Origin of the sequence: Actinophytocola sp. (assembly GCF_049647105.1) — a bacterium.
Taxonomy (GTDB): Bacteria; Actinomycetota; Actinomycetes; order Mycobacteriales; family Pseudonocardiaceae; genus Actinophytocola.
Map to the genome: position 1 here is coordinate 1 of NZ_JBARWZ010000157.1, position 25,167 is coordinate 25,167.

Annotated in this window: 23 protein-coding genes and 1 pseudogene; 10 read left to right on the forward strand and 14 right to left on the reverse strand. The window is 70.7% G+C overall.

Translation table 11 applies throughout. From position 1 onward, the window contains the following. The 8 genes and pseudogenes from WBA97_RS19865 to WBA97_RS19900 all read right to left on the reverse strand — a co-directional run. Positions 1-223, reverse strand: a pseudogene (locus tag WBA97_RS19865) (hypothetical protein); the annotation flags it as partial. Continuing rightward, complete coding sequence (gene argC / locus WBA97_RS19870; protein ID WP_424232361.1) at positions 144-1,166, reverse strand: N-acetyl-gamma-glutamyl-phosphate reductase; 1,023 nt, start codon at positions 1,164-1,166, stop codon at positions 144-146. The gene argC and the pseudogene WBA97_RS19865, both read right to left, overlap by 80 nt. Positions 1,167-1,298: 132 nt before the next feature. Next, positions 1,299-2,165, reverse strand: a complete 867-nt coding sequence (gene lysX / locus WBA97_RS19875) for a lysine biosynthesis protein LysX (protein WP_424232362.1) — start codon at positions 2,163-2,165, stop codon at positions 1,299-1,301. Between the two features lie 2 nt (positions 2,166-2,167). Continuing rightward, positions 2,168-2,344, reverse strand: a complete 177-nt coding sequence (locus WBA97_RS19880; protein WP_424232363.1) for a lysine biosynthesis protein LysW — start codon at positions 2,342-2,344, stop codon at positions 2,168-2,170. 14 nt (positions 2,345-2,358) lie between these two features. After that, the gene (locus tag WBA97_RS19885; RefSeq protein WP_424232364.1) at positions 2,359-3,327 is read right to left on the reverse strand and encodes a transketolase family protein; all 969 of its coding nucleotides are present in this window, start codon (positions 3,325-3,327) and stop codon (positions 2,359-2,361) included. Then, the gene (locus tag WBA97_RS19890) at positions 3,324-4,175 is read right to left on the reverse strand and encodes a transketolase (RefSeq protein ID WP_424232365.1); all 852 of its coding nucleotides are present in this window, start codon (positions 4,173-4,175) and stop codon (positions 3,324-3,326) included. Before WBA97_RS19890 ends, WBA97_RS19885 begins: the two co-directional genes overlap by 4 nt. Then, complete coding sequence (locus tag WBA97_RS19895) at positions 4,172-5,524, reverse strand: DegT/DnrJ/EryC1/StrS family aminotransferase (RefSeq protein ID WP_424232366.1); 1,353 nt, start codon at positions 5,522-5,524, stop codon at positions 4,172-4,174. The genes WBA97_RS19890 and WBA97_RS19895 overlap by 4 nt, the downstream gene beginning before the upstream one ends. A gap of 383 nt (positions 5,525-5,907) precedes the next feature. Continuing rightward, a complete protein-coding gene (locus WBA97_RS19900; protein WP_424232367.1) occupies positions 5,908-7,044 on the reverse strand; it encodes a S1 family peptidase in 1,137 nt (378 codons plus the stop codon). A 334-nt stretch (positions 7,045-7,378) separates the two neighbouring features. Here WBA97_RS19900 and WBA97_RS19905 point away from each other — a divergent pair, with 334 nt between their 5' ends. Next, on the forward strand, positions 7,379-8,992 hold the full coding sequence (locus WBA97_RS19905) for an NPCBM/NEW2 domain-containing protein (RefSeq protein WP_424232406.1): 1,614 nt from the start codon (positions 7,379-7,381) through the stop codon (positions 8,990-8,992). Positions 8,993-9,162: 170 nt separating this feature from the next. Here the strand turns inward: WBA97_RS19905 and WBA97_RS19910 are convergent, their stop codons facing one another. Then, a complete protein-coding gene (locus tag WBA97_RS19910) occupies positions 9,163-10,719 on the reverse strand; it encodes a penicillin-binding transpeptidase domain-containing protein (RefSeq protein WP_424232368.1) in 1,557 nt (518 codons plus the stop codon). Between the two features lie 113 nt (positions 10,720-10,832). Between WBA97_RS19910 and WBA97_RS19915 the strand changes: the two genes are divergently transcribed. Next, entirely contained in the window at positions 10,833-11,633 is an 801-nt protein-coding gene (locus WBA97_RS19915; protein ID WP_424232369.1) for an alpha/beta fold hydrolase, read from the forward strand. A gap of 74 nt (positions 11,634-11,707) precedes the next feature. Here the strand turns inward: WBA97_RS19915 and WBA97_RS19920 are convergent, their stop codons facing one another. From WBA97_RS19920 to WBA97_RS19935, 4 genes are all read right to left on the reverse strand, one after another. Beyond that, positions 11,708-12,484: an endonuclease I family protein gene (locus tag WBA97_RS19920; RefSeq protein ID WP_424232370.1), complete on the reverse strand. Its 777-nt coding sequence runs from the start codon at positions 12,482-12,484 to the stop codon at positions 11,708-11,710. A gap of 124 nt (positions 12,485-12,608) precedes the next feature. Further along, entirely contained in the window at positions 12,609-13,442 is an 834-nt protein-coding gene (locus tag WBA97_RS19925; protein ID WP_424232371.1) for an alpha/beta fold hydrolase, read from the reverse strand. A 105-nt stretch (positions 13,443-13,547) separates the two neighbouring features. Next, positions 13,548-15,029: an FAD-dependent oxidoreductase gene (locus tag WBA97_RS19930; RefSeq protein WP_424232372.1), complete on the reverse strand. Its 1,482-nt coding sequence runs from the start codon at positions 15,027-15,029 to the stop codon at positions 13,548-13,550. 13 nt (positions 15,030-15,042) lie between these two features. Next, the gene (locus tag WBA97_RS19935; protein ID WP_424232373.1) at positions 15,043-15,945 is read right to left on the reverse strand and encodes an AurF N-oxygenase family protein; all 903 of its coding nucleotides are present in this window, start codon (positions 15,943-15,945) and stop codon (positions 15,043-15,045) included. A 131-nt stretch (positions 15,946-16,076) separates the two neighbouring features. Between WBA97_RS19935 and WBA97_RS19940 the strand changes: the two genes are divergently transcribed. After that, on the forward strand, positions 16,077-16,790 hold the full coding sequence (locus WBA97_RS19940; RefSeq protein WP_424232374.1) for a VOC family protein: 714 nt from the start codon (positions 16,077-16,079) through the stop codon (positions 16,788-16,790). Between the two features lie 30 nt (positions 16,791-16,820). On the opposite strand, the gene WBA97_RS19945 is transcribed toward WBA97_RS19940, so the two are convergent. Then, entirely contained in the window at positions 16,821-17,483 is a 663-nt protein-coding gene (locus WBA97_RS19945) for an SDR family NAD(P)-dependent oxidoreductase (RefSeq protein WP_424232375.1), read from the reverse strand. Positions 17,484-17,558: 75 nt separating this feature from the next. Between WBA97_RS19945 and WBA97_RS19950 the strand changes: the two genes are divergently transcribed. The 7 genes from WBA97_RS19950 (at position 17,559) to WBA97_RS19980 (ending at position 25,164) form a co-directional block, all read left to right on the forward strand. After that, complete coding sequence (locus WBA97_RS19950; protein WP_424232376.1) at positions 17,559-18,377, forward strand: IclR family transcriptional regulator; 819 nt, start codon at positions 17,559-17,561, stop codon at positions 18,375-18,377. Positions 18,378-18,741: 364 nt separating this feature from the next. Next, the gene (locus tag WBA97_RS19955; RefSeq protein WP_424232377.1) at positions 18,742-19,497 is read left to right on the forward strand and encodes an ABC transporter permease; all 756 of its coding nucleotides are present in this window, start codon (positions 18,742-18,744) and stop codon (positions 19,495-19,497) included. Positions 19,498-19,526: 29 nt separating this feature from the next. After that, positions 19,527-20,576, forward strand: a complete 1,050-nt coding sequence (locus WBA97_RS19960; RefSeq protein ID WP_424232378.1) for an ABC transporter substrate-binding protein — start codon at positions 19,527-19,529, stop codon at positions 20,574-20,576. A gap of 1 nt (position 20,577) precedes the next feature. Next, positions 20,578-22,008, forward strand: a complete 1,431-nt coding sequence (locus WBA97_RS19965; protein ID WP_424232379.1) for an FAD-dependent oxidoreductase — start codon at positions 20,578-20,580, stop codon at positions 22,006-22,008. Continuing rightward, positions 22,008-22,778: a DUF4437 domain-containing protein gene (locus tag WBA97_RS19970; RefSeq protein WP_424232380.1), complete on the forward strand. Its 771-nt coding sequence runs from the start codon at positions 22,008-22,010 to the stop codon at positions 22,776-22,778. Before WBA97_RS19965 ends, WBA97_RS19970 begins: the two co-directional genes overlap by 1 nt. 53 nt (positions 22,779-22,831) lie before the next feature. Next, positions 22,832-23,743: an ABC transporter ATP-binding protein gene (locus WBA97_RS19975; protein WP_424232381.1), complete on the forward strand. Its 912-nt coding sequence runs from the start codon at positions 22,832-22,834 to the stop codon at positions 23,741-23,743. After that, positions 23,740-25,164: an MmgE/PrpD family protein gene (locus WBA97_RS19980; protein ID WP_424232382.1), complete on the forward strand. Its 1,425-nt coding sequence runs from the start codon at positions 23,740-23,742 to the stop codon at positions 25,162-25,164. The genes WBA97_RS19975 and WBA97_RS19980 overlap by 4 nt, the downstream gene beginning before the upstream one ends. The last annotated feature ends 3 nt before the right edge of the window (positions 25,165-25,167 follow it).

Consider the following 25,167-nt stretch of genomic DNA (forward strand, 5'->3'; position numbering starts at 1 on the left):
GCTCGGCGCCGAGCCGGTCGGCCGCCGCGCCGCCGCCGTGCACGACCACGACCTCGGCGCCGCCGTCGACCAGGGCGCGGAGGTCGTCGCACGCGGCGGTGATGCCCGCGTCGAGCGAACCGCCGAGCTTGACGACGTACCGGTCAGACCGGGTGGAGCCCGATGAAGCCGAGCCCGGCGGTCTCGTCCCACCCGGCCGCGATGTTGAGGCACTGGACGGCATTCCCCGCACCTCCCTTGACGAGGTTGTCGATCGCGGACACCACGACGAGATGCTGGCCGCCCTCGTCGAGCGAGAGGCCGATGTCGCAGAAGTTGGTGCCGGACAACAGCTTTGGCTCCGGCATCCGGTGCAGCGCGGACCGCTCGCGGACCAGCCGCACGAACGGCTCGTGCCGGTAGGCTTCGCGGTAGATGGCCAACACGTCCCGCTCGGTCATCGGGTCCGGCAGCATGACGTGGCAGACGACCTGCACCCCGCGCACCGCCTCGACCGCGGTCACCGACATGTGCACCGGCACCCCGCACGCCTGGATGATCTCCGCCATGTGCCGGTGCCCGTGGGGTTTCGCCATCCGCAGCACGCCGCTGCGCTCGGGGTGGTGGCTGCCCTCGTCGGGCACCCGGCCCGCGCCGGACGAGCCGGTGCGCGCGTCGACGAGCGCCGTGCCCGCGACCAGCCCGGCCGCGGCCAGCGGGTGCAGCGCGAGGATCGCCGCGTTGGCCATGCAGCCCGCGACCGAGATGTGTGTGGCGTCGCGCAGGTTCTCCCGGTTCAGCTCGGGGATGCCCGCGCGGAACCGCGCGAGCCAGTCCGGATCGGGCACCCCGCCGGGGTAGTACCGCTCCCGCAGGTCGGTGCTGTGGATGCGGTGGTCCGCGCTGAGGTCGACGACGCGGGGGGCGAGCGCGGCCCAGCGGTCGATCTCCTTCATGGCGGCGCCGTGCGGCACGGCGAGGAACACCACGTCGGACTCGCCGACCTCGCTGTCCTGGACGAACGTGAGGCTGGTCTGCCCGCGCAGGTTGGGGTGCGCGGTCCGCAGCGGGCGGCCCGCGTACTTGGTCGAGGTGACGTGGGCCAGCTCGATCTCGGGATGGCCGAGCAGCAGCCGCACCAGCTCACCGCCGATGTAGCCACTACCACCCACTATTGTCGCCTTCATTTCGCCGCCCCCTCGCAGGCTCCGTGGCGGCGCTGTGTTCGATGGTTCGCTCCGCACGCTCCGCTCACGCCGCCGCTCCCTCGCAGGTTCCGTGGCGGCGCTGTGTTTGATGGTTCGCTCCGCACGCTCCGCTCACGCCGCCGCCTCCGCCAGTTCTACGGGACTGTTGCGGTCCACGTGGTCGACGATCAGTTCGGCGACGTCCACGTCCGCGACCGCGGCAAGGCCGTGGAACTCCATGGTGTGGTTGACCTCCGTGACGAGCAGTTCGCCGCCTGCGCGTTCGAGCAGGTCCACGGCGAGGATGCCGCCGCCCACCGCGGCGGCGGACCGCAGCGCGAGCGAGCGCAGCTCGTCGGTCACGGTGCAGACGGCGGTGGTCGCGCCGCGTGCGGTGTTGGTGATCCAGTGGTCGGAGCGCCGGTAGACCGCGGCGACCACCTCGTCGCCGATGACGATCACGCGGATGTCCCGGTCCGGCTTGTCGACGTACTCCTGGACGTAGTAGACGTTGTGGACCGGCGAGCGTAGCGACTGCTTGTGCTCGATCAGCGTCTCCGCCGCGTCCCGGTCGTTCACCTTGGACAGCAGCCGCCCCCACGAGCCGACCGCGGGCTTGAGGATCGCCGGGTAGCCGATCGCCTCGATCGCATCGAGCGCGGCGTCCGGGGTCACCGCGAGCACCGTCTCCGGGTGGGGGAGACCCGCTCGCACGAGCGCGAGCGAGGTCAGGATCTTGTCGCCGCAGACGTCCACCACCGTGCTCGGGTTGAACACGTGGTGGCCGGTCGCCTCGAAGATCCGGGTGGCGTAGACGCTGCGGGTGTGCGACATGATCCGGTTCAGCACGCCCCGGTACCGGGCGCCGCCGGGGTCGCCGATCCGGTGGACCAGTGTGCGGTCATCCACCTGGACGTAGGGGAGCCCGCGCCGCTCGAGGGCGGCGAAGATCAGCCGCTCCTCGAGCCGCGTGCGGGTCGTCAGTACCGCGAGGGTCATGCCTATTCCCCGAAGTCTTCCTCGATGTCGGGCGCCAGCGCGTACTCGAGCGGCTCGATGCCGATGACCTCGAGCTCGGCCTGGCAGCCGGGGCACTCGACGATCGACGTGACCCGCACGTCGCCGTTCGCAGGCACGGCCTCCGTGCAGTCCGGGCAGGTGCTCACCGCGGTTGTCATGGCCTTCTCCTTCATCAATCCCAAATGGACGTACACACTGGACGGAACGTGGTGGTGGCGAGCGCCGCCGACACCACGTGCGCGGCCGACACCCCGGCCGCCGCCAGCTGTTCGGCGTGCGTGCCGGGGCGGGCGCAGAACCTGTCCGAGATGCCGACCCTGCGCACGGTGGTCGGCCGGTGTTCGGCGAGCGCCTCGGCGACGGCGCCGCCGAGCCCGCCGAGCAGCGAGTGGTCCTCCACCGTCACCACACCCGAGGTCTGCTCCGCGGCCGCGACGAGCGCGGGCACGTCGAGCGGCTTGATCGTGTGCACGTTCAGCACCCGCGCCCCGATGCCGACGGTGGCGAGCTCGTCGGCCGCGTCGAGCGCGAACCGCACCGGCAGCGCGCCGGTGGCGGCGATCGTCACGTCGTCGCCGGACCGCAGCTCAACGGCCTTGCCGATGGTGACCTCGGCGTCGCCGGTGTACACCGGTTCGATCGCGTTGCGGCCGAGCCGCAGGTACACCGGGCCCGGCAGGTAGGCCGCCGCCGTGACCAGCCGGACGGTCTCGCCAGCGTCGGCCGGGGCCAGCACCGTCATGTTCGGCAGCGTCCGCATCGCCGCGAGGTCGGACTGCGCGTGGTGCGTGGGTCCGTAGTGCGCGGCGGAGAACCCCGCGTGCGTGGCCGCGATCCGCACCGGCAGGTCGTGGTAGGCGATGTCGAGCTTCACCTGTTCCAGCGCACGCGCCGAGGCGAACGCCGCCATCGTGTTCACGAACGGCAGGATCCCGGTGCTCGCCAGCGCGGCCGCGATCGACATCAGGTTCGCCTCCGCGATGCCGACGTCGACGTACTGGCCGGGCAGCTCGGCCTGGAACTGCTTCTCCAGGCCGCCCATGTCCGAGTCGAGGCACCAGATCCGCGAGTCACCTCGGGCGAGGTCCACCAGCGTCGCCCGGTAGGCGGCGCGGTCGGACTCGGGCAGTGTGCTGGTCACGCCGCCGCCGCCCGCAGGGCCGTGACCGCACGCTGGTACGCCTCTGGGCCGAGCCGCGCGAAGTGGCTCTGCTTGCGGTGCTGCAGGTGCCGCACCCCCTGGCCCTTCACGGTGTCCGCGATCAGCACGGCCGGCTTGCCAGCCGGTGGCGGGGTGCGCAGCGCGGGCACCAGCTCGCCGAAGTCATGTCCGTCCACTTCGGAGCACTGCCAGCCGAACGCACGCCACTTGTCGCCGAGCGGCTCGAGGCCCATCCGGTCCTCCGTGGACCCACTGATCTGCAGCCGGTTCCGGTCGACGATCGCGGTCAGGTTGTCCAGGCCGTGGTGTGCGGCGGACATCACGGCCTCCCACACCGAGCCCTCCTGCAGCTCGCCGTCGCCGACCAGCACGAACACCCGCTTGTCGCTGCCTGCCCGCTTGGCGGCCAGCGCGAGCCCGGCGCCGAGCCCGAGCCCGTGCCCGAGCGACCCGGTGGCGAACTCGACACCCGGCACCGCCGGTGTCGGGTGCGCCATCAGCCTGCCATCGGCGCTGCCGTAGGTGGCCAGCTCCTCGACGGGGAAGAACCCGCACTCGGCGAGCGTCGCGTACAGGGCCGCCGACGCGTGGCCCTTGCTGAGGATGAAGTGGTCGCGGTCCGGCCAGTCCGGCTCGGCGGGCCGCACCCGCAGCACCTCGCGGTACAGGGCGACGAGGATGTCCACAGCGGACAGGGCGCCACCGATGTGGGTGCCGACGCCGCCCGCGCCGATCGCGAGCACGTGCTCCCGCACCGCGAGCGCGGTCCGGCGCAAACCGACCAGGTCACCGACCGATGACGGGCCGGCCAACGCCTCGACACTCATGCCGCTTCCGCCAATCTCGGTCCGTTCGGCACCGCGTGCCACGGCGGCTGGTACGGCATGGCGCGGGCGAACCGCCCGATGCGGTCGAGGTTGTCCCACACGCGTTCGAACGCGGTCGCGTACTCGGCGAGCGCGGGCCCGGCGTCCGGGTTGAGGTGCATGCGGCGCAGGCACAGCGAGTCCTCGATGACCTGGCACGTGACCGGGTAGTCGGCGAGGTCGTAGCGCTGCGGGTTGGTGCCGGGCAGTGACCACGGAAGGCCGCCGGGGTAGGCGTTCCGCTCCTGGAACACGGGCTGCCCCGGCAGCGGGATGATCTGGTAGTGCGTGAGCGGCACACCCTCGGCGAGCAGCGCGCGGCGCAACGCGGCACGGAACCGTCCCGGGCTGACCCCGTCGAGTCCCGCGGTCGTCGGGTCGAACCGGAACCGCAGCATGTGCCACATGTGGGTGCGGTCGTCGGGCACGGTCGGCACGACGATGCCGGGCAGCTGCGCGAGCCGGTCGACGAACACCGGCGTGTTGGCGTCGCGGCGGTCCTGGTAGTCCCAGAAACGCGCGAGCTGCGCGCGGGTGAACGCGGCGAGCACCGAGGACAGCTTGAGGTTCGAGCCACGGGTGGCCGACACGTACAGCCGTTCGTCGGTCGACAGGTCCTCGCCGAGGATGCGCAGGCTGCGGATCCGCTCGACGACGTCCTCGCGGTCGGTGACGACGAGGCCGCCCTCCCCGCAGGTGGGGATGCTCTTCTCCACGTTGAGGCTGAACACGGCCGCGTCGCCGATCGAGCCGCAGGTGCGGCCGCGGTAGGTGCCGCCCTGGGCCTGCACCGCGTCCTCGACCACCAGCAGGTCGTACTTCTTCGCCAGGGCAAGGATCTCGTCCATCTCGGCGGGCAGCCCACCGAGATGCACCGGCACGATCGCACGCGTCCGGTTGGTGATCTTCGCCTCGATCTGCGACACGTCGATGTTGAACGTGACCGGGTCGATGTCCACGAACACCGGCACCGCGAGCGAGTACAGCGGCGCCATCGCCGTCGCGACGTAGCTCAGCGCCGGCACGATGACCTCGTCGCCCGGCGCAAGCCCCAGCGCGGCCAGCGCGAGTTCCAGTGCGACCGTGCCGCTGTTGACCGAAACCGCGTACCTGGTGTCGCAGAACTCGGCCCATTCCCGCTCCAGGCCGTGGATCTCGGCCTCGTTCTTCGCGCCGACGGTGAACTTGCGACTGTCGAGCACCCGCCCGACCGCCTCCCGGTCAGCGTCGGTCACCACCGGCCACTCGAGCCTGCGGTACTCCGCTCGCACCGCGGGCTCTCCGCCGAACATCGCCAGATCCGCCTTCATGACACTCCCTTGCCGCGAGCCGCACGTCGAGTCCAAAAGTAGGAATTCGGACTCTTATTGCGCTTTCCCCACGCTCGCACGGGTGGGTTCCTCGCGAACATGGGGATCCAGCGGCGTGCGAGTGGCTGGTTGCCGGACCGTGCAAAGTGGACCCAAGGCCCGCCGCGCGGGCCAGGCGCGGTGTCCCGAAAGCCACGCTTTCAGGACATTGAGCCTGGATCTTTTGCCTCCCCGGTTTGCCTCCGGCGAGGAGCCGCCGGAGGCAAACCCGGCGTAGGGCCGCCGGAGGCAAACGCAACCGGTGGATCCAGGCCCAACGGCCGAAAGCGGTGCCGGGCGCGCAGCGCCCGGCACCGCGAAGCGGGCTCGGCCAGAGCGCGGTGTCAGGCGGTGAGCAACGAGAGGCCGTAGGCGCCCAGGATCTCGTTCACCGGCTGGAACCACGTCTCGCCGCCGCTCGAGCAGTTGCCCCAGCCGCCGGAGGTGACGCCCTGTGCCTGGTCACCGGTGATGAACGAGCCACCGGAGTCGCCGGGTTCCGCGCAGACGCTGGTCTTGGTCATCTGGTGCACCGCGCCCTGTGCGTAGTTGACGGTCTCGTTCTTCGCGAGGATCGTGCCGCAGTGCCAGTGCGTCGTCGATCCGGACCGGCAGACCGACGAGCCGACCGGCGCCTCGGCCGAGCCGCGGACCAGCTGGTCGGACACGGTGCCCCAGCCGAGCACGACCGGCACGTTCCACCAGCCGCCGCCGGTGCGGATGAACGAGTAGTCGTTGCCAGGGAAGGACGAACCCGCGAAGTTGCCCATCCACGAGCCGTCCCAGCCCGCTACCGAGCTGTTCGCGCCGCCGCAGTGCCCGGCGCTGACGAACCCGCCGTGTACCGAGAACCCGATCGAGCAGCGGGTGTTCCCGTTGATGTAGTACGGGTCGCCGCCTACCGTCCCGGCCGCGAACGTCGCCGGTGCCGAGGTGACCTCCTCGACGACCACCGGCCCGAGTGCCCGTGCCTCGGCGAGGAAGTCGCCGACGTCCCCGCCCTTCCGCACGGTCACGACGAGCCCGCCACGCCGGGGGTCGACCCGCCACGCGGCCACGCCTGCCGGTGCCGTGACCGTGTCCAGCTCGGCCTTGGCGGCGTCGAGCGCGGCCAGCGGCTGTCCGGCCCGGACCACCGTCGCACCGGTGGCCCGGACCGCCGCGTGCACCGCCGCATCCGAAGTGGACACCCCGACGACGAGCTTCCCGGTCTTCGCGTCGAACCAGGACCCGCCGAACGCGGCGCCCGCCGCGGTCCTGGCGGCCGGCTCGGCGGCCGTGGCGGTCGACTCCTGGCGCAACCGGGTGCGGACCTGGTCCGCGGTGAGCCCGAGGTCACGCTGCATGGCCGCGACGACCTCGTCCTCCTGCGGTGCCTGCGCGGCAGGGCTCGCGGTGGACGTGCCCCCACCAGCGAGGACTGTGCCCAGCACGAGGAGCGCGCCCGCGACGGACGCGCCAAGCTTCGTTGATCTGTTCATATTCTGTGCTCTCGTTTCTCAGCAGGGTCGAGAGGATGAGAGCGCTCTCATGGACCACCGTGGTATGCCGGGTACCCCGTCGTCAAGGTCTAGACCACACTTCGAGTTCGTTCACCCGTCGAACCCGCGGCCGGACAAGCGACCGGTCATTCCGGCGAAGCTCGCACATCGCATGTTGAGAACTACCAAATTCGCACGTTGTGTGGCGAAGTCTTGACCGTGCGTGTTCGCCGTTCGACGATGGCAGCCACTGAGGGCACATAGACAGAAGGATCGGGGCTGCGCAATGACGCGTCGGGCCGGGCTGGGTGTGGTTGTCGTCCTGTTGCTGGCGATGGTGACGGTCGTCGGGTCGGCCGCGGGGCCATCGGCGCCCCGGGCGGTCGCGGTCGAGAACGGGCTCGCGCGGACGCCCGCGATGGGGTTCAACAACTGGAACGCCACCCACTGCCGTGCCGAGTTCAACGAGCAGATGGTCTCCCAGATCGCCGACCTGTTCGTCGCACGTGGACTCAAGGACGCCGGCTACACCTACGTCAACCTCGACGACTGCTGGGCGTTGCCCGCCAGGAACGCGGCGGGCAACCTCGTGCCCGACCCGGCACGCTTCCCGAGCGGCATCAAGGCGGTCGCCGACTACGTGCACGCCAAAGGGCTGAAGTTCGGGATCTACACCAGCGCGGGCACCAAGACCTGCAACGAGCTCGGCTTCCCCGGCGGCATCAACCACGAACAGCAGGACGCGAACCTGTTCGCGTCGTGGGGTGTCGACTACCTCAAGTACGACAACTGCGGCGACCACCTCGGCCAGTCCGCGCAGGAGCGGTACACGAAGATGCGCGACGCGCTCGCCGCCACCGGCAGGCCGATCCTGTTCTCCATCTGCGAATGGGGCCAGAACGCGCCGTGGGACTGGGCGCAGCCGGTCGGCAACAGCTGGCGCACCACCGGTGACATCTCCGACAACTGGGCCAGCATGCTCGGCATCTTCAAGGCCAACGTGGGCCTCGCGCACCACGCACAGCGCGGCGGGTGGAACGACCCGGACATGCTCGAGGTCGGCAACGGCGGCATGACCGCCACCGAGTACCGCAGCCACTTCACGTTGTGGGCCATGATGAACGCGCCTCTGCTGATCGGCGCGGACCTGCGCGGCGCGAGCCAGGAGACCTTCGACATCCTCACCAACCGGGACGTGATCGCGCTCGACCAGGACGGGCTCGGCGTCCAGGCAGGCGAGATCACCGGCGCCAACGGCCTGCACGTGCTGACCAAGCCACTCGACAACGGCGATGTCGCGGTCGCGCTGTTCAACGAGACCGGCGCCACCGCCACCATCGGCACGACCGCCGCCGCGGCCGGACTCCGCAACGCGACGTCCTTCTCGCTCAGGGAACTGTGGACCAAGGCCGTCACGACCAGCACGGGCACGATCAGCGCGTCGGTGCCCGCGCACGCCACCGTGGTGTACCGGGTCAGCCGCGCGGGCACGTTCACCGCGCCGCCCGCCGGCACCACACCGGTGTCCGCGCTGCCCGCGAGCCTGTCCGCCAGCGCGTGGGGCCCGGTGGAGATCGACCGCAGCAACGGAGAACGCGCCGGGGGCGACGGCCGCACACTGACGATCGGCGGCACCACCTACGCACGCGGACTCGGCGTGCACGCCCGCAGCGAGGTGCGGTACTACCTCGGCGGCCGGTGCACGAGTTTCCAGGCGTGGACGGGCCTCGACGACGAGACCGGTACGGAGGGCAGCGTGAGCCTCGAGGTGTGGGGCAACGGCTCGCTGCTCGCGAGCAGCGGCGTGGTCCACGGCACCGACGCGGCGAAACGCGTCACCGCGAACGTCACCGGCCTGCAGTACGTCCATCTGGCCGCACTGCCCACAGTGGACGGTTCACGCTACGACCACGCGGACTGGGCCGACGCGACGATCACCTGCACCTGACGGCCAAGTGCCCCGTCAAGGCGAAGAGGGCACGTTTCTCCTCGGCCCAGGCGGCCGCTGGCGGCGTTGCGGGAAAGCCCAAGTACAACCCGGTACGAGCGGCTTCCCTGCGCCTTGCCAGCGACCACCTGGATCCACGGATAAACGACCCACTTCACCTTGACGGGGCACTAGCCGAGTCCGGTCAGGAACCTGCTCGTCACCGCGACGGCGGTCGTGGAGGACTCGCCGTCCTGGACCAGGACGGCGAAGGCCAGGTCGTCGCGGTAGCCGGTGAACCAGCCGTGTGCGCTGCCGGTGGTCTCCGCGGTGCCGGTCTTGCCGTACACCCGGCCGAGGCCCGCCAGCTCGGTCGCCCGGCCGGTGGTCACGACCTCGCGCATCATCGTGCGCAGCGAGGTGATCACGCCAGGCGGTGGCGCGTCGTACCCCGTGGTCACCTCCGTCGCGCGGTCCGGCCACAGGCGTGGGGTCACGGCGTGCCCGGCCGCCACGGTCGCGCTCATCATCGCCAGGCCGAACGGGCTCACCTGCACCTGGCCCTGACCGATGCTGTTCTCCACCTGCTGCACGGTGTCCACCGCCTCGGGCACGCCGCCGATCTCCGTGTCGATGCCCGGGATCACGAAGTCGGCGCCGAGGCCGAGCTGGTCCGCCGCCTTCGGCAGCGCGTCCAGCGGCAGGTCCGCCGCCGCCAGTGCGAAGCTCGTGTTGCACGACTGCGCGAACGCCGTCCGCAGTGGCACGTCGCCCAGGTCGAAGTCCGCGTTGCGCACCGTGCGCGGGCCCACCGTCGCAGCACCGGGGCACGGCACGATCGTGCCGACGTCCGCGCCCGCCCCGAGTAACGCGGTCGCCGTGGCGATCTTGAACGTCGAGCCCGGCGCGAACAGGCCCTGCAGCGCGACCGGGCCGCCGTCCACCGACCCGTTCTGCGCCACCGCGAGGAGATCGCCGGTCGACGGCTGGATCGCCACCAGCATCGTCGGCAGGGCCTGCGAGTCCACCGCCGCCTGTGCCGCCTGCTGTACCGGCCTGCTCACCGTCGACGTGAGCGCCGCTACCCGGTCGCCGTGCAGCACCTCGACATCCCTGCCCGCGCCGTCGGTCAGTGCGACGTACCACGCGCCCTTGCCCGCGACCCGGCCCATGCCCGGCGCCAGCACGGGCGCCGCGGCCGGCGCCGACGCGGTCGTGCCCGTCGCGGTCCACTCCAGCAGCGGCGCGCCGTCGCGGTCGAGCACGGCGGGTTGCCCGGTCTGGTCGCGGACCGTCAGGCCGTGGCCCGCCGTCAGCTTCGGGTGCACCAGCGCGGGATCCCAGTGCACCCGCCATTCGCCGTCCTCGACCAGCCGCAGCGCGCTCTCGTAGGTCCACGTGCGGCCGGGCCCGAGCTCCCACGTCAACGTGAACCGCTGGTCGGCGGCGTCGACGAGCGCGTCCCGGCTCGCGGTCACCGAGATCGGTGCGAGCGTCTGCCGGACGGCGGCCAGCGCGGTGGCGGCACCGGCCGCGTCGTCGGTCAGTGCACCCGCCGTCGTGGCGTCGCCCGACGTGAACGCGTCAAGGAACGCGCCGGTCACCTCGAGTGCGGACGGCGGCGGGTCGTCGGCGGCCGCGACCGTTTCGGTGGTGTCGCCGGCGGGCAGCAGTTGCAGCACACCCAACGCGGTGATGAGGACGACCAGCACGACACCGGTCGCGATGATGACTTTACGGCGAGACACGAATCCCCCAGGATGTCGCCCCGACCTGCCACCAAGATTACCGTGTCGTGTCGAGATCCCGCCGGCGGTTTCGACTGAGGGCAGACAGCAGTTCCGACACCGAGGAGACATTCATGTCGAACAGCATCACGGTGCCGGGTGCCCGGCTCACCTACGACGTCGCGGGATCCGGTCCGGCGCTCTTCCTGGTGGGCACCCCGATGGACGCGACCGGCTTCGCCCCGCTGGTGCCGCACCTGACCGACGACTTCACGGTGGTGACCTTCGACCCGCGTGGCATGGCGCGCAGCACCGCAGACGACGCGGCCGCTCAGGTCACCCCCGAGACGACCGCCGAGGACCTGCACAGGATCCTCGCCGAGGTCACCGACGAACCGGCGTACGTGCTGGGCAGCAGCGGCGGCGCCATCGGCGGCCTCGCGCTCGCCATCCACCACCCGGACCAGGTGCACACGGTGGTCGCACACGAACCGCCGCTGAGCCTGCTCCTGCCGGACGCCGACGAGCTCCGCACCACCACCATCGGCATCGTCGACACGTTCCACGCCGAGGGGTGGCAGCCCGCGATGGGGCAGTTCCTCGGCATGACCGGGGTGCTCACCGCCGTGTCCGTCAACGACCAGCCGCCGCAGGAGCCGGACGAGGACATGGCCCGCGGTGCGGAGTTCTTCCTCGCCAACTACCTGCGCACGGTGTCACTGTGGGCACCGGACCTCGACGCGCTGCGTGCCGCGCGTCCCCGGATCGTCGTCGCGGCGGGGAAGACGTCGACGGGTCAGCTCGCGCACCGCACCGCTCTCGCGCTGGCCGGGGAGCTGGGCGTCGAGCCTGTCCTGTTCGCGGGCGACCACGGCGGGTTCGCGCACGAGCCCGCGGCGTTCGCGACCGAGCTGCGCAAGGTGCTGGCCGGCTGAGGACGTGAAAAATCCGCGGTGCACGGCAGTTTCGCCGTGCACCGCGGATCAGTGTGGGGGTCAGCCGAGGATGGCTACCAGATCGCGTCGACCCACTCGGGGTGGTCGATGAACGGGTTGCGGTTGTTCTGGAACTGGGTGTAAATCAGGTCGTTGCGGGCCTGTTCTGCGGCATCCGGCGGGTCCTGCGTGTTCCACTCGATCAGCACGGACAGCCTGCCCATGAACGGCGCCGAGTCGTTGCCGACCGAGTCGTTCGGTTCCAGGTCGGCGAAGCCGTCGTCGCCGTCGTAGCGGACCGCCATGTACAGGATGCCGCGGGCGATGTCGCCCTTCACGGCGTCGCGCGGCTCGAACGAGTCGCCGTCGACGAGGCTGTCCGGCGCGCCATCGACCGGCGAACCGCCGTTGTCGAAGTCGAGGTTGCCCCGCGTGGAGTTGACGCCAACCTCGGACGGCCGCAGGTGGTGCAGGTCGGTGCCGGGACCGGAGGAGGTGCCGAAGTCACCGTGGCTCTTCGCCCACGTGTGCTCGCGGTTCCACTGGTCGGTGCCGCCACCGTTGGCGTTCTCCGACATCGAGACACCGCTGTAGATCATGATCACGTTGGCCGGGTTGGCCGGATCCTCGTCGGTGGCCTTCAGCGCGTCCCACACCTCGTCGTAGGACAGGTGTGCGCCGTTGCCGATGATCTCGTGCAGTGCCGCGTGCAGCTCCGCACCCGTCTTGCCGTCCGCGGCGTCGTAGTAGCCGGCCGGGATGTCGGCCGATGCGCTGGGGACGAGGAAAGCAGCGGCGCCGAGTGCTACGCCGACCGAGGCGAGCAGGGCTGTCCGACGTAAGGCACGCATGTGTTGCTCCAAAGGGGACCGGGGCACCTGTTGAAGAAACCCTGACATGCCGAACGGTTGGATTGACACCAACGAACGTCGGTGATCGTCCCAGAACAACGACTACGTGCGGGGGAGGGTCAGCTCAGGAACGCGTCACCGTGGCAACGAACCAGGCCGGATCGTCCAGCCAGGGGAAGTGCCCGCCCTGGGGCTGCACGGCCAGTTCGGCGGTGCGGAACAGCGTCGCGTACTCGGCGGCGCACTTCGGTGGGAGCCCGACGTCGTACTCGCCGGTGACCAGCAACACGGGTGCGGTCAGGCGGGCGAGGTCGCCTCGGGTGCCGTCCGGGTCGAGCGCGTTCGCCGAGTAGTACGCGGCGGCGGCTTCCGCGTTGATCTCCTCGGCCTCGCGGGCGGCGAAGGCCTGGCGCTCTTCGTTCCAGCGGCCGTGCGAGAACGGGGCGATCGCAGGCCAGTTCGCGCCGGCGTAGTCACCGGACCAGATCCGTTCGAACGCGGCGAAGGCGTCCGTGAACCAGCGCTCGCCGCGGCGCAGCTCGGCGACCTCCCTGCGGGCCTCGTCGGTGACCTCGATGCCGACCGGCCGGGGGCTGGGACTGACGAGCACGAGTCTGCCGATCCGGTCCGGATGGCGGGTGGCGTACTGCAACGCGAGCGTGCCGCCAGCGGAGTGCCCGAGCAGGTTGATCCGGTCAAGGCCGAGGTGGGTGCGCAGTGCTTCGACGTCGTCGACCTGCCGGTCGCAGCGGTACGTCGCGGTGTCCTCCGGCGTGGCGGAGTCACCGGTGCCACGCAGGTCGAGGCGCACAAGCCAGTGGTGGGCGGACAAACCGCCAAGGTCTTCGAGGTAGGCCGACGCTTGCATCGGGCCGCCTGGCAGGCAGAGCAGCGGGGCACCCGAGCCGGACCGGTGGTAGGCGAGCCGGATGCCGTCGTTGGCAGTGAACGTGGCCACGTCGGAGAAGCTTAGGGAAAGATCATGACGGCGATGCGGCGGCCGACCGAATGTCGCCGTGGTTATCTGCGAGTCCTTTGTGGAAGACGTGGTGCCGGGCCGTCGTCACCGGCGGCGGAATCGGTTCCGGTGCGGGGATGTCGTGGGCAGCAGGCCCGCGGCGGCGTCATCGAGGAGGGCGCCGACCGTCTCCGCCGCGCACGACCTGTTCGCGCCGATTCCGCCGGTGGACCCGCGTTTCACCCAGCCGACGACATACGTGCCGGGACGCACGCGCCCCTCGGTGTTGGGGATCCGGCCGCTGTCGTGGTCGAACGGCAGGCCGGGCAGTGGCGTGCCGCGGTACCCGACCGCGCGCACGACCTGACCGGTCGTGATCTCCTGATCGTCCGCCGCGCCGCTCACCCGCAGCCCGCGCACCTGGCGGTCGCCGACGACGGACCGGGGTGCGGAGTGGAACCGGAACACGATGCGCCGCCGCCCGTGCGGGGGTGGCGCGGACCAGTCGACGGTCTCCCGCCGCACTTCCCGGAGCAGACCGGCTTTCCCGCCCTCGCCGCCAGCGTCGATGGCACTGCCGACGCGGGGGTCGTGCGCGTCGACGACCAGCTCGACCTCGTTCTGACCGGTGAGCGCACGCAGCTCCGGGGTCGTGTACGCGGCGTCCCCTGGACCCCGGCGGCCCAGCAGCACGACCTCCCGGACCTTGCTCGACCGCAGTGCGGCCAGCGCGTGCGGCGCGATCGAGGTGCCGGTCAGCTTCGCCGGGTCGGTGGTCAGTAGCCGGGCCACGTCCAGCGCGACGTTGCCGGTGCCCACCACGACGACCCGTTCCGCCGACAGGTCCACCGCGTCGGCCCGCACGTCGGGGTGGCCGTTGTACCAGCCGACCACGGTGGTCGCGGCGAGGCTGCCCGGCAGGTCCTCACCGGGGATGCCGAGGTCACGCGCGCCCGAGGCGCCGACCGCGTAGATCACCGCGTCGTGCCGCCCAGCCAGCTGCTCGGCCGTCACGTCACGGCCCACCTCGACGCCCAGCTTCAGCCGCAGCCGAGGGTGCGTGTGGTACCGCGAGAACACCTCGCCGATCCGCTTCGTCGACGGGTGGTCCGGCGCGACCCCGAACCGGATGAGTCCACCGGCGACCGGCAGCCGGTCGATCAGGGTGACCGACGCGTTGGTGTGCAGGAGAAGGTCCTCGACCGCGTACATCCCGGCGGGCCCGGTGCCGACGACCGCGACCGAGAGCGGCGCGAGGTCGCTCGGGATCACGCGGTGGAACGTCGGCTGGCCCCACGCGTGGAAGTTCGGTGACGGGTCGGCGGCGAGCGGCCGGTCGGCGTAGTAGGCGGCGTTGATGTCCGTGTAGGACGTCAGCGCCGCGGTCAGCGCGTCGACGGGAAAGATCGCGTCGACCGGGCAGGCGTCCGCGCACGCGCCGCAGTCGATGCAGGTGCGCGGGTCGACGTAGAGCATGTCGGTGGTGCCGAAGTCCGGCTCGTCCGGCGTGGGGTGGATGCAGTTCACCGGGCACACGGCGACGCACGACGCGTCGCTGCAGCAGGTCTGCGTGATCGCGAACGCCATCGGTCAGCCCAGCTCAGATCAGGTTGGCGCGTTTGTAGAAGTGCGTCGCGGGCCGGGTGAGGAGCCCGCAGGAGTCGAGGAACTCCATCAGCCCGGCACAACTCGACCGCAGCATCGACCGGTGGTGTTCGTTGGCCTTCGCCTCGCGCAGCGCCCGTTTGGTGTCCAGGCCGGCGTTGGCGTACACCTGGTCGCTCACCATGCTGGTGACGATGTGGTACGCGGCGATCGCCACGACCAGCGCGTTGACCTGCTTGCGCAGCCTGCCCGCGCCACGCAGCCGTGCCTTGGTCTCCTCGCGGGCGAACTTCATGTGCCGCGACTCCTCGACCACGTGGATGTTGTTGATCGTGCGGACGAACGGTGCCACCCGCTCGTCGCGCATCCAGTCGCGCTGCATGACGTCGAGGACCTCCTCGGCGACGAGGATCGCCGCGTACGCCGCCTCGCCGAACGCCACCGCCTTGAACACGCGGCCGAGCTCGACGACGTGCCGCTTCGGCCGGTAGGCGGGCGCGCCGAGCTTCGCGGCGCCCCGCGCGAACATGATCGAGTGCCGGCACTCGTCGGCGATCTCGGTCAGCGCCCACTGGAAGGCGGGATCGGTGGGGTCCTTCGCGTAGAAGTCCCGCAGGATCATCTGCTGGAGGATCATCTCGAACCAGATCCCGGTGCTCGCGACCGACGCCGCCTCCTGGCGGGTCAGCTCGCGTTGCTGCTCCGGGGTCATCTCGTTCCAGTAGGACGTGCCGAAGAGCGTGCTCCACTCCGGGCTCGCACCGTGGTGGGCGGTGTCGAGCGGCGTCTCCCAGTCGACCTCCCGTACGGGGTCGTACGACAAGGTCTCCGACGAGTCCAGCAACCTGCGTGCGACGGACTGGCGGTGGGACTGGTCGTGCGTGTCGATCGTGGTCATGGGATGCTCCCTGATGACGCCTATTACTTCGATTAACTGTTACCAACGGTAACACATACTTCCCGGGTCACGCGAGCACCGCTGACCTCGGCGTTCTCGTTTCTGTCGGTGCCCGGGAGCATGATGCGGGCATGACAGTGACAGGACGTTTGGAGCTGGCGGCGTTCGACGCCCCGGACATCACGAGGCTCGCGGAGTTCTACACCGCGCTCACCGGCTGGGAGACCGTGCGCGACGTTGGCGACTGGATCACCATCCGCGCGAGCGACGGGCAGGAGATCGCGTTCCAGAAGGCGCCCGACCACGTGCCGCCGCGGTGGCCGGGGCAGGACCTGCCGCAGCAGTTCCACCTGGACCTGTTCATCGCCGACCACGAGGAGGCGGCGAAACGGGCAGAGGAACTGGGTGCCACCCGGCTCGCCGACGGCCCGCACTGGATCACGCTGGCGGATCCGGCCGGTCATCCGTTCGACATCTGCCGCAAGGAGGGTGTCGGCCCTGAGATGACGCTGTTCGCGGTGACCATCGACGCGCCGGACGCGACCGGGCTCGCCCGCTTCTACGCCGAGTTGATGGGTATGGAGCTCACCTACGACGGGCCGGAGGGCGCGCTCATCTCCGGTGGCGGGAAGAGTGTGATGTTCCAGCAGGTAGCCGAGTTCACCCCGCCGCGCTGGCCGGACCCGTCGGCGCCGCAGCAGGCGCATCTCGACATCATCGTCGATGACCTGGACGCCGGGGAGACACGGGCGTTGGAGCTGGGCGCGACCCGCCTTCCCAGTAAGGAGAAGCACTTCCGGGTGTTCGCGGACCCGGCCGGGCATCCGTTCTGCCTGACGGCGTAGGGGTAAGGCACTCCGCGGCGCGGAGGTTGCTCAGCCAAGCCACATGCCGCCGTTGACGTCGATCACCGCACCGGTGATCGACAGTGCGGCGGGGGAGCAGAGCCAGCCGACCGTGCCCGCGATCTCCGCCGGGCTTGTCACGTGGCCCAGTGGGATCGTGGCGCGCAGCGCGCTCATCTCGTCGTCGGTCAGGCGGTCCAGCATCGGGGTCTCGACCGGGCCGGGGGCCAGGCAGTTGACCCGGATCCCGCGGCGCGCCTGGTGTTTGGCCAGGTGGCGGGTCAGGCCGATGACGCCTGCCTTCGCGACCGCGTACGCGGGACCGGACAGCTCGTTGCCGCCGTGCCGTCCGTTCACCGAGCTGAACAGGACCACCGAGCCGCCCTCGGCGAGCTTCGGTAGCGCCTGGCTGGTCACCACCGCCGCCGAGGTGAGGTTGTCGTCGAGCACTCGGTGCCACTCGGCCAGGTCGAGGTCCTCGATGCCGCCCTTGCCGACCGAGCCGGCGGCGTGCACGACCACGTCCAGCGCGGGCACGTCCGCGAGCACGGCCGCGACCGACGCGGGGTCGACCGCGTCGTGACCGAGCGCCCGGTCCAGCACCACCACGTCGTCTCCGCGTGCGCGGAACCAGTCGGCGCACGCGGCCCCGATGCCACCCGCACCGCCCACCACCAGCGTTGTCGTACCCATGAGCGCATTGTGACCGCGAACCGGCGCGGGCGGGCCGTGTGATGGCTCACGGGTGACCACCTAGAATCCGTCGGCATGGCGGCTGAGCGGGTGACACCTGGGCCTGTCACGCCGTCCACGGACGTCGAGGACGGCGAGACGAGCAGCGGCATCACCCGCGCGCTCACGGTGATCTTCGCGGTCGCGGAGTCGCAGGAACCCGATGTCGGGGTGTCCGAGCTGGCCCGCACCCTCGGCTACAGCAAGACCGTCGTGCACCGGGTCGTGCGCACGCTCGTGGCGAGCGGGTTCTTCCTCGTCGACGAGCGCACCCGGCGCTACCGGCTCGGGCCGGGCGCGGTGAGCGTCGGGCTGGCCGCGCTCGCGCGCATGGAGGTGCCGAGCATCGCGCAGCCGCACATGGAGCGGCTCGTCGCCAGCACCGCCGAGACCGCGACGCTGTCGGCCCGCTACGGCGACCAGCGGATGTACCTCGCGCAGGTGCTGTCCCCCCAGGAGATCCGCATGGCGGTGCCGCTGGGGCAGCTGTTCCCGCTGCACATCGGCGGATCGTCCAAGGCGATCCTCGCGTCACTCGCGCCCGACGAGCTGACCGGCTACCTCGACCGCGCGCTCACCGGCACCGTGTCGGTGACGAGCCGCGAGGAGCTGGAGGAGCAGCTGCGCCGCATCCGGCGTCGCGGGTACGCGGTGAGCCGGGGCGAGCGGCAGGTCGACGCGGGCTCGGTGGCGGCCCCGGTGTTCGACGCGACGGGCCGTGTTTACGGAGCGTTGTCGATCTGTGGCCCGGTCAGCCGGATCAGCGACGACAAGATCGAGGAGTACGGCTCGCTCATCACCGAGGCCGCGGCCGCCGTCTCGACCGGACTGGGCTACCGGCGCACCGGCGCCTGATCATTCATACATAAGCAATCCGCGTCACACCGGCGCTTCACGGCCACCTCACCAGTCCGGTGAGGACACTGCGTTCGATCCGAAGAGGACTGTCCCGGTGACACTGTGCACCCGGTTCGGTGCGTACTGTCCGTAACGGTCGAGTTCATCCAGGATTTAGTTCCCCGATGCCTTGACCCTCGTTCGAATGCAGACCTAGCATACCGGCATCCGTTACGGCGTTCCGCTTAGCGTTACGCGAGGCGCCCAAAGGATCCGTGGAGGACACCGCATGATGAGTGCGCCGCAAGCCCCACCCCGACCCGAGTCCCCGTCTGCCCCGCGTGCGGCCCGCGCAGGGCATGGCTCCTGGTGGTTGTTGTGGGTGACGACGCCGCTGATCTTCGCGGCGATCATCGGGATCTGGAAGCTGTACACGGTCGTGTCCGGCGTCAGCGAGCTGATCATGCCGCCGCCCGAGCAGGTGTGGACCGCGCTGCTCGAGCTGCTCGGCGACGAGATGATCTACGAGGCCACGTACGTGACCTTCTACGAGACGATCGTCGGCTTCGGCATCGCGGTCGTCGTCGGGGTCACGCTCGGCATCGTGCTCGGCAAGATGCGCGCACTGGAGCGGGTGCTGTCGCCGTTCCTCGTGGCGACACAGGTGGTACCGAAGGTCGCGATCGTGCCGCTTCTGTTGCTGTGGTTCGGTTTCGGCATCTCATCCAAGATCTTCATGGCCGCCATCATCAGCTTCTTCGTGATGATGCAGAACACGATCCTCGGCATCCGCTCGATCGAGGCGGGCCACCGCGACCTCATGCGCGTCATCCAGGCCCCGTGGTGGAAGCGCGTGATCTCCCTCGACATCCCGTCCTCGCTGCCCGCCGTGCTCACCGGCATCGAGCTGGGCATCGTCTTCGCGATCACCGGCGCGATCGTCGGTGAGTACCTCGGTGGCGACGAGGGTCTCGGCGCGCTCGCCACGGTCATGCTCGCGGCGCTGCGGACCGACCAGCTGTTCGCCGTCGTGATCATCATGACGGTCCTCGGATTCCTGCTCTACGCCGTCGTGGCGGGCATCCGGCGGTTCGCGATCCCCTGGCACGAGTCGTCAGGGCGCGCCACCAGTCTCTAGTCCCCTGCGGAACCCAGGAGTCCGGCACCATGGATCGACGCTCTTTTCTGCGCAACACCGGCCTTTTCGCGATCACGACCGCCGCGGGCAGCACGTTCGTGATGGCGTGCGCGCCATCGACCGGGAACGACTCGGCGGACGGGCCCGAGGCAGGCCCGAACGCGAAGGACGCCACGTTCATCACCCCGTTCCAGCACATCATCAACTACGCCGACGTCTACGTCGCGATCCAGGAGGGCTTCTTCGCGGAGGAAGGCCTGCGGATCGACGTGGTCGGCGGCACCGGCACCGCCAGCTCGGTCTCGCAGGTCACCGCGAACCAGGGCCTGTTTGGCAAGGCCGCCTCGGTCAACACCTGCCCGCTGATCGCCGACACCGGCGCCGAGATCATCACGGTGGCGCAGGGCGACCAGCGCAGCCAGTACAGCGTGGCGTCCAAACCGGACAACCCGCTGACGCACCCGGAACAGTGGCAGGGCAAGACGATCGGCGTCATCTCCAAGGGTGGCTCGACCGAGCTGCTGCTCGACGCGATGTCCGTCGCGGAGGGACTCGACCCCACGAAGGTGCGCAAGGTCGTCACCGGCGCCGACGTCGGGTCGCTGGAGTTCCTGAACCGGGGCGAGGTCGACGGCTTCATCACCTACCTCGGCTCGGAAACCGCGTTCAAGCAGCGGAACATCGAGCTGAACTACCTGAACACCGACGAGTTCGCGAAGATGCCGGGCGACTCGTACTTCGTGAAGACCGCCGACGTGGAATCCGAAGCCGAGGCGATCGTCGGGTTCCTGCGGGGATCCCGCAGGGGTTACCACTTCATGGAGAAGCCGGAGAACCTCGACCGGGTGCTGTCCGCGGTCGGCGAGTTCAACAAGGTCGAGGTCGCCGACGAGGAACTGGCCAAGCTCAAGATCGAGGCGCAGAAGACGCTGTGCAAGCCGGCCAACGGCGACTACCTCGACGTCGACATGCCCGCATGGGAGTCAGCCGTAGAGCTGATGCGCAAGTCGGGGATCATGAAGGACACCTCGCGGCCGGTCAAGGACTTCGTCACCACGCAGTTCGTGGAGCAGATCTGAGTTGGGTGCCGAGCTGAGCAGGGCCGACCTGCTGATCGTCGGCGCGGGCACCGCGGGCCTGCCCGCGGCCATCGAGGCCGCGCGGCACGGCCTGCGTGTCACCGTCGTCGAGCAGGCCGACCAGATCGGCGGCACGTTGTGGCGGTCGTGGGCGCAGCTGTCCGCTGGCGGCACCGCGTTGCAGCGGTCGCGTGGCATCCACGACAGCCCGGACCTGCACTTCGACGACGTGATGCGGATCAGCAAGGGCAGTGCCGACCCCGCGCTGGTGCGGCTCGCGGTCGACCACGCGCCGGAGACGGTGGACTGGCTGGTGTCGGCCGGGTTCGACATGGACCCGGCGGCGCCCGCGATCCTCTACTTCCACGAGCCGTACGCGCTGCCCCGCACCTACTGGGGCAGGCGTGGCGGGATGTCGGTGCTGGAGGTGCTGATCCCGAGGTTCGAGCGGGCGTGCGCCGACGGCACGGTGACGTTGCTGCTCAACACGACGGTCACCGCGTTGCGGACCGACGGGGCGAACCGGGTGGCCGGCGTGACGGCCTTCGGGCGCAGCGGTGTGCGTACCGACCTCGACGCGGCCGCCGTGATCCTCACCAGTGGCGGCTACTCTGGCAACGCGGAGCTGTTCCCTCGGCTCACCGGCGGTGCGCCGCTGGTAGGTCCCGGCGCGCCGACGTCGACCGGCACCGGTCTGCTGGCCGCGCTCGAACTCGGCGCCCGCACCCGGGGCGGGGAGCTGTTCCTGCCCACCTACGGCGGGGTGCTGCTGCCGGACAGTCCGTCGAAGACGGTCCCGCTCGACGACTACCCGCAGCTGACCCCGCAGTCGCGGCCGCCGTGGGAGATCCACGTCAACGCCAGGGGCGAGCGGTTCGTCGCCGAGGACGCGGACAGCGTCGACGTCCGGGAGAACGCGCTGCTCGACCAGCCTGGCCTGCGGTTCTGGGTGGTCTACGACGAGACGGTGCGGCAGAAGGCGCCCGCGTTGTTCCCGACGTGGGCGCAGGAGGACCTGTCGGAGGCGTTCGCTGGTCACCCGTCGTTCGCCACCGCGGGCACGCTCGAGGAGCTGGCCGAGTGCGCCGGGGTCGACCCGGCGGGCCTGCGGCGCTCGGTGGACGAGTACAACGCGGCGGTCGCGTCCGGTGTGGACAGCCTGGGGCGCAGGCACCTGCCGCTGCCGATCGAGCAGGCGCCGTTCTACGCCGTGCGCAACCACGGCTCGACGCTGAAGAGCCCGGCCGGGCTGGTCGTCGACCGCGAGTTGCGTGTCCTCGGGGCCGACGGCCCGGTCGAGAACCTGTACGCGGCCGGTGAGGTGCTCGGCGGCAGCACGCTGTCGGGCAAGTCGTTCGTGAGCGGGATGAGCGTGACGCCCGCGTTGTCGTTCGGGCGGCTGCTCGGCCGCCGTGTCGCTGGGAGTGCCTGATGTGGAACCGATCCGATGTGGACTTCATCGACAGCGCGGACGTGCCGTGGGAGCGCCCGGCCCACGGTGAGTTCGGCGTGGCCGGCGGCGGCCGCAAGCGGGTACTGAGCCGTGACCCCGGCGACGGCGCGGAGACCGCCGTCGCGCGGGTGGTCGACCCGCAGCGCGGTGTGCTCGCCGCCGAGACCGACCTCTTCGTGCTGTCCGGCGGCGGCGTGCTGAACGGCGAGCCGATCGCCGTCAACGACTACGTGCACATCGCGGCGGGTGCCGAACTGAACTTGGTGCCCGGCGTGCGCGGGCTGGTGCTGTACTGCGGATTCTGGGCGGCACCGGCCTTCGGTGTGGGTGACGGGGACCCGGGTGCCTTCTCCGTCACCCACACCGAGAGTCTGGAGTGGACACCCGCGACGTGGAGCGGGGACGTCGAGTTGCGCACCGGTGCGATGCTCAAGACACTGCGCAAGGACGATCGCGCCAACATCTACCTGGCCGCGATGCTGCCGGGCTGGCGATCGGAGGCCGAGGAGGCGCACCCGGTCTACGAGGAGTCGTACAAGATCTACGGCGACGTCCTCATGGGTGCCCGGGGTGTGATGCGGGAGGGGTCGTACTTCTTCCGCTCACCGGATGTCTTCCACGGGCCGCTGTACTCGCGCGGCGGGACGATGTCGTTCATCCGGTCCGACGCGGCAACGACCACCGAGTACCGGGACCCCGCGCCTGGCGGCGCGTGGGACGAGCTGGCGAGACAGGCCTATGTCGACTGAGCGAAGCTTGCGGAGCGAACATCGTGACTGAGAGCACCATTCGGGAGAGTGCGATGACCGAGAACACCGGCACGGCGATCTCCGGCGACGCGATCTCCGTGCGCGGCGTCGGCAAGACCTACGCCGCGAGCGCGGGGCCTGTCCAGGCGCTGCTGCCCACCGACCTCGAGGTGGCGCCGGGGGAGTTCGTCGTGCTGCTCGGCCCGTCGGGCTGCGGCAAGACGACGCTCCTGCGCATGCTCGCCGGGCTCGTCTCACCGACCGAGGGCAGCATCGAGATCGGCGGCAAGCCGCTGTTCGCCAGCCCCGCGGCTGTGTCCGATGTTCGCTCCGCAAGCTCCGCGACTGTGTCCGATGTTCGCTCCGCAAGCTCCGCGACTGTGTCTGATGTTCGCTCCGCAAGCTCCGCGAAGCCGACCCGCGACGCGCTCGGCTCGCTGGGCTTCGTGTTCCAGGCGCCGAACCTGATGCCGTGGCGGAAGGTGTGGCGCAACATCGCGCTTCCCTTGGAGGCCAAGGGGATCGGCCGCGCCGAGCGCAAGGCGCGGGCGGTGGAGCTCGCCGGGCTGGTGGGCCTGGAGGACTTCCTCGACCACTACCCGAAGCAGCTCTCCGGTGGCATGCAGCAGCGCGTCGCGATCGCCCGCGCGCTCATCCACCGGCCGTCGATCCTGCTGATGGACGAGCCGTTCGGCGCGCTCGACGCGATGACCCGCGACTCGATGAACCTGCTGCTGCAGCAGCTGTGGATGGACACCGGCAAGACCGTCGTGCTGGTCACCCACTCGATCTCGGAGGCCGTGTTCCTCGCCGACCGGGTCGTGCTGCTGTCCCAGCGGCCGGGCCGCGTGCAGGACATCGTCGACGTCGGCTTCGAACGCCCGCGTGACCTGTCGGTGACGGGCGACCCCCGGTTCGGCGAGATGGTCGGGAAACTGCGCGAGCAGCTCGGCGGCCAGGCGTGACCGAGGTACCTCACACGAGAGCGATGGCCGCGTTCGCGGCCGGTCTGTCCTATCCGGACCTGCCCGTCGCGGTGGTGGCCAAGACGGGTGCGCTGCTGGTGGACTTCGTCGGCGCGGCCGTCGGCGGCTCCCGCACCCCCGAGGTCGTGGCGATCACCGGCCTGGTGCGCTCGCGCGGCGGCAACCCCGCCGCGACCGTGCTGGGTGCCGGGTTCTCCGCCCCCGCGCCGGACGCGGCCTACTGCAACGGCGTCGCCGCGGACGTGTTCGAACACCAGGACGGCTACCGCTTCGGCGGCTTCCACCCGTCCCACACGCTGCCCGCGCTGCTCGCCGTCGCCGAGGAGACCGGCGCCGACCTGCGTGACCTGCTCACCGCGGCGGTGGTCGCCTACGAGGTGGCCGACCGGATCGGCCGGGCCACCCACCCGCGCGCCACCCAGGCCGGCTGGTTCCCGATGGCGGCGACCTTCGGCGCCGCCGCGGGCTGCGCGAAGCTGCTGGGCCTCGCGGAGGACGGGATCGCCGACGCGATCGGCGCGGCCGCGTTCTTCGCGCCCGCCGTGCTCATCGAGTCGATCTTCGCGGGGCCGTCGGCGAAGCCCGCGTTCGCGGGCCAGCTCGCCCGCGCCGGGGTGGAGGGCGCACAGCACGCGGCCGCCGGGCTGACCGGCTGGCGCGAGGTGGTCGAGCACCCACGCGGCCTGGTCGCCGTACTGGGCGGCGAACCGGTCACCGACACGACCGACGACCTCGGTACCGAGTGGACGATCCTCGACGTGCACCAGAAGCGGTTCGCGGGCTGCAGGCACACACACGGCGCCGGGCAGGCCGCGGTGGAGCTGGCGATCGAACACGACCTCGACCCGGCGGCCGTCACCGACGTGGACGTGGAGACCTACGACATCGCGCTGCTGCTCGTCGACCGGCCGGTCGGGCCCGATCCGTCCACCGTGGCCTGCACGCTCAGCCTGCCGTACGTGGTGGGCGCGGCGCTGGCCGACCGGGACGTGGGCGGCGCCCAGTACGACCAGGCCCGCCGCACCGACCCGGCCGTGCTGCGGGTGGCGGACCTGGTGCGGCTGCGCCCGGCCGCCGACCTGGAGGCCAGGTACCCGGAGTACACGGCCACCCGCGTCACGATCACCACCGGGGACGGCACGAAGCACACGCGCACCGTGGACGTGCCGGCCGGGGACAGCCGCGCCCCGCTCACCCGCGACCAGCTGCTCGCCAAGTTCGACGGCTACGTCGGCTCCGCGTTCGGGGAGCGGATCGCGAAGCAGACCGCGGACCTGCTGCTCGACCCACCCGAGGCCACGCCCGTGCGCGACCTGACCGCGCCGCTGTCCACCGCACTGAGAAGGAGGACCGATGATGAGAAGCCCAGGGCTTCGCAACCGCACCTCAGGGGAACGTGACGC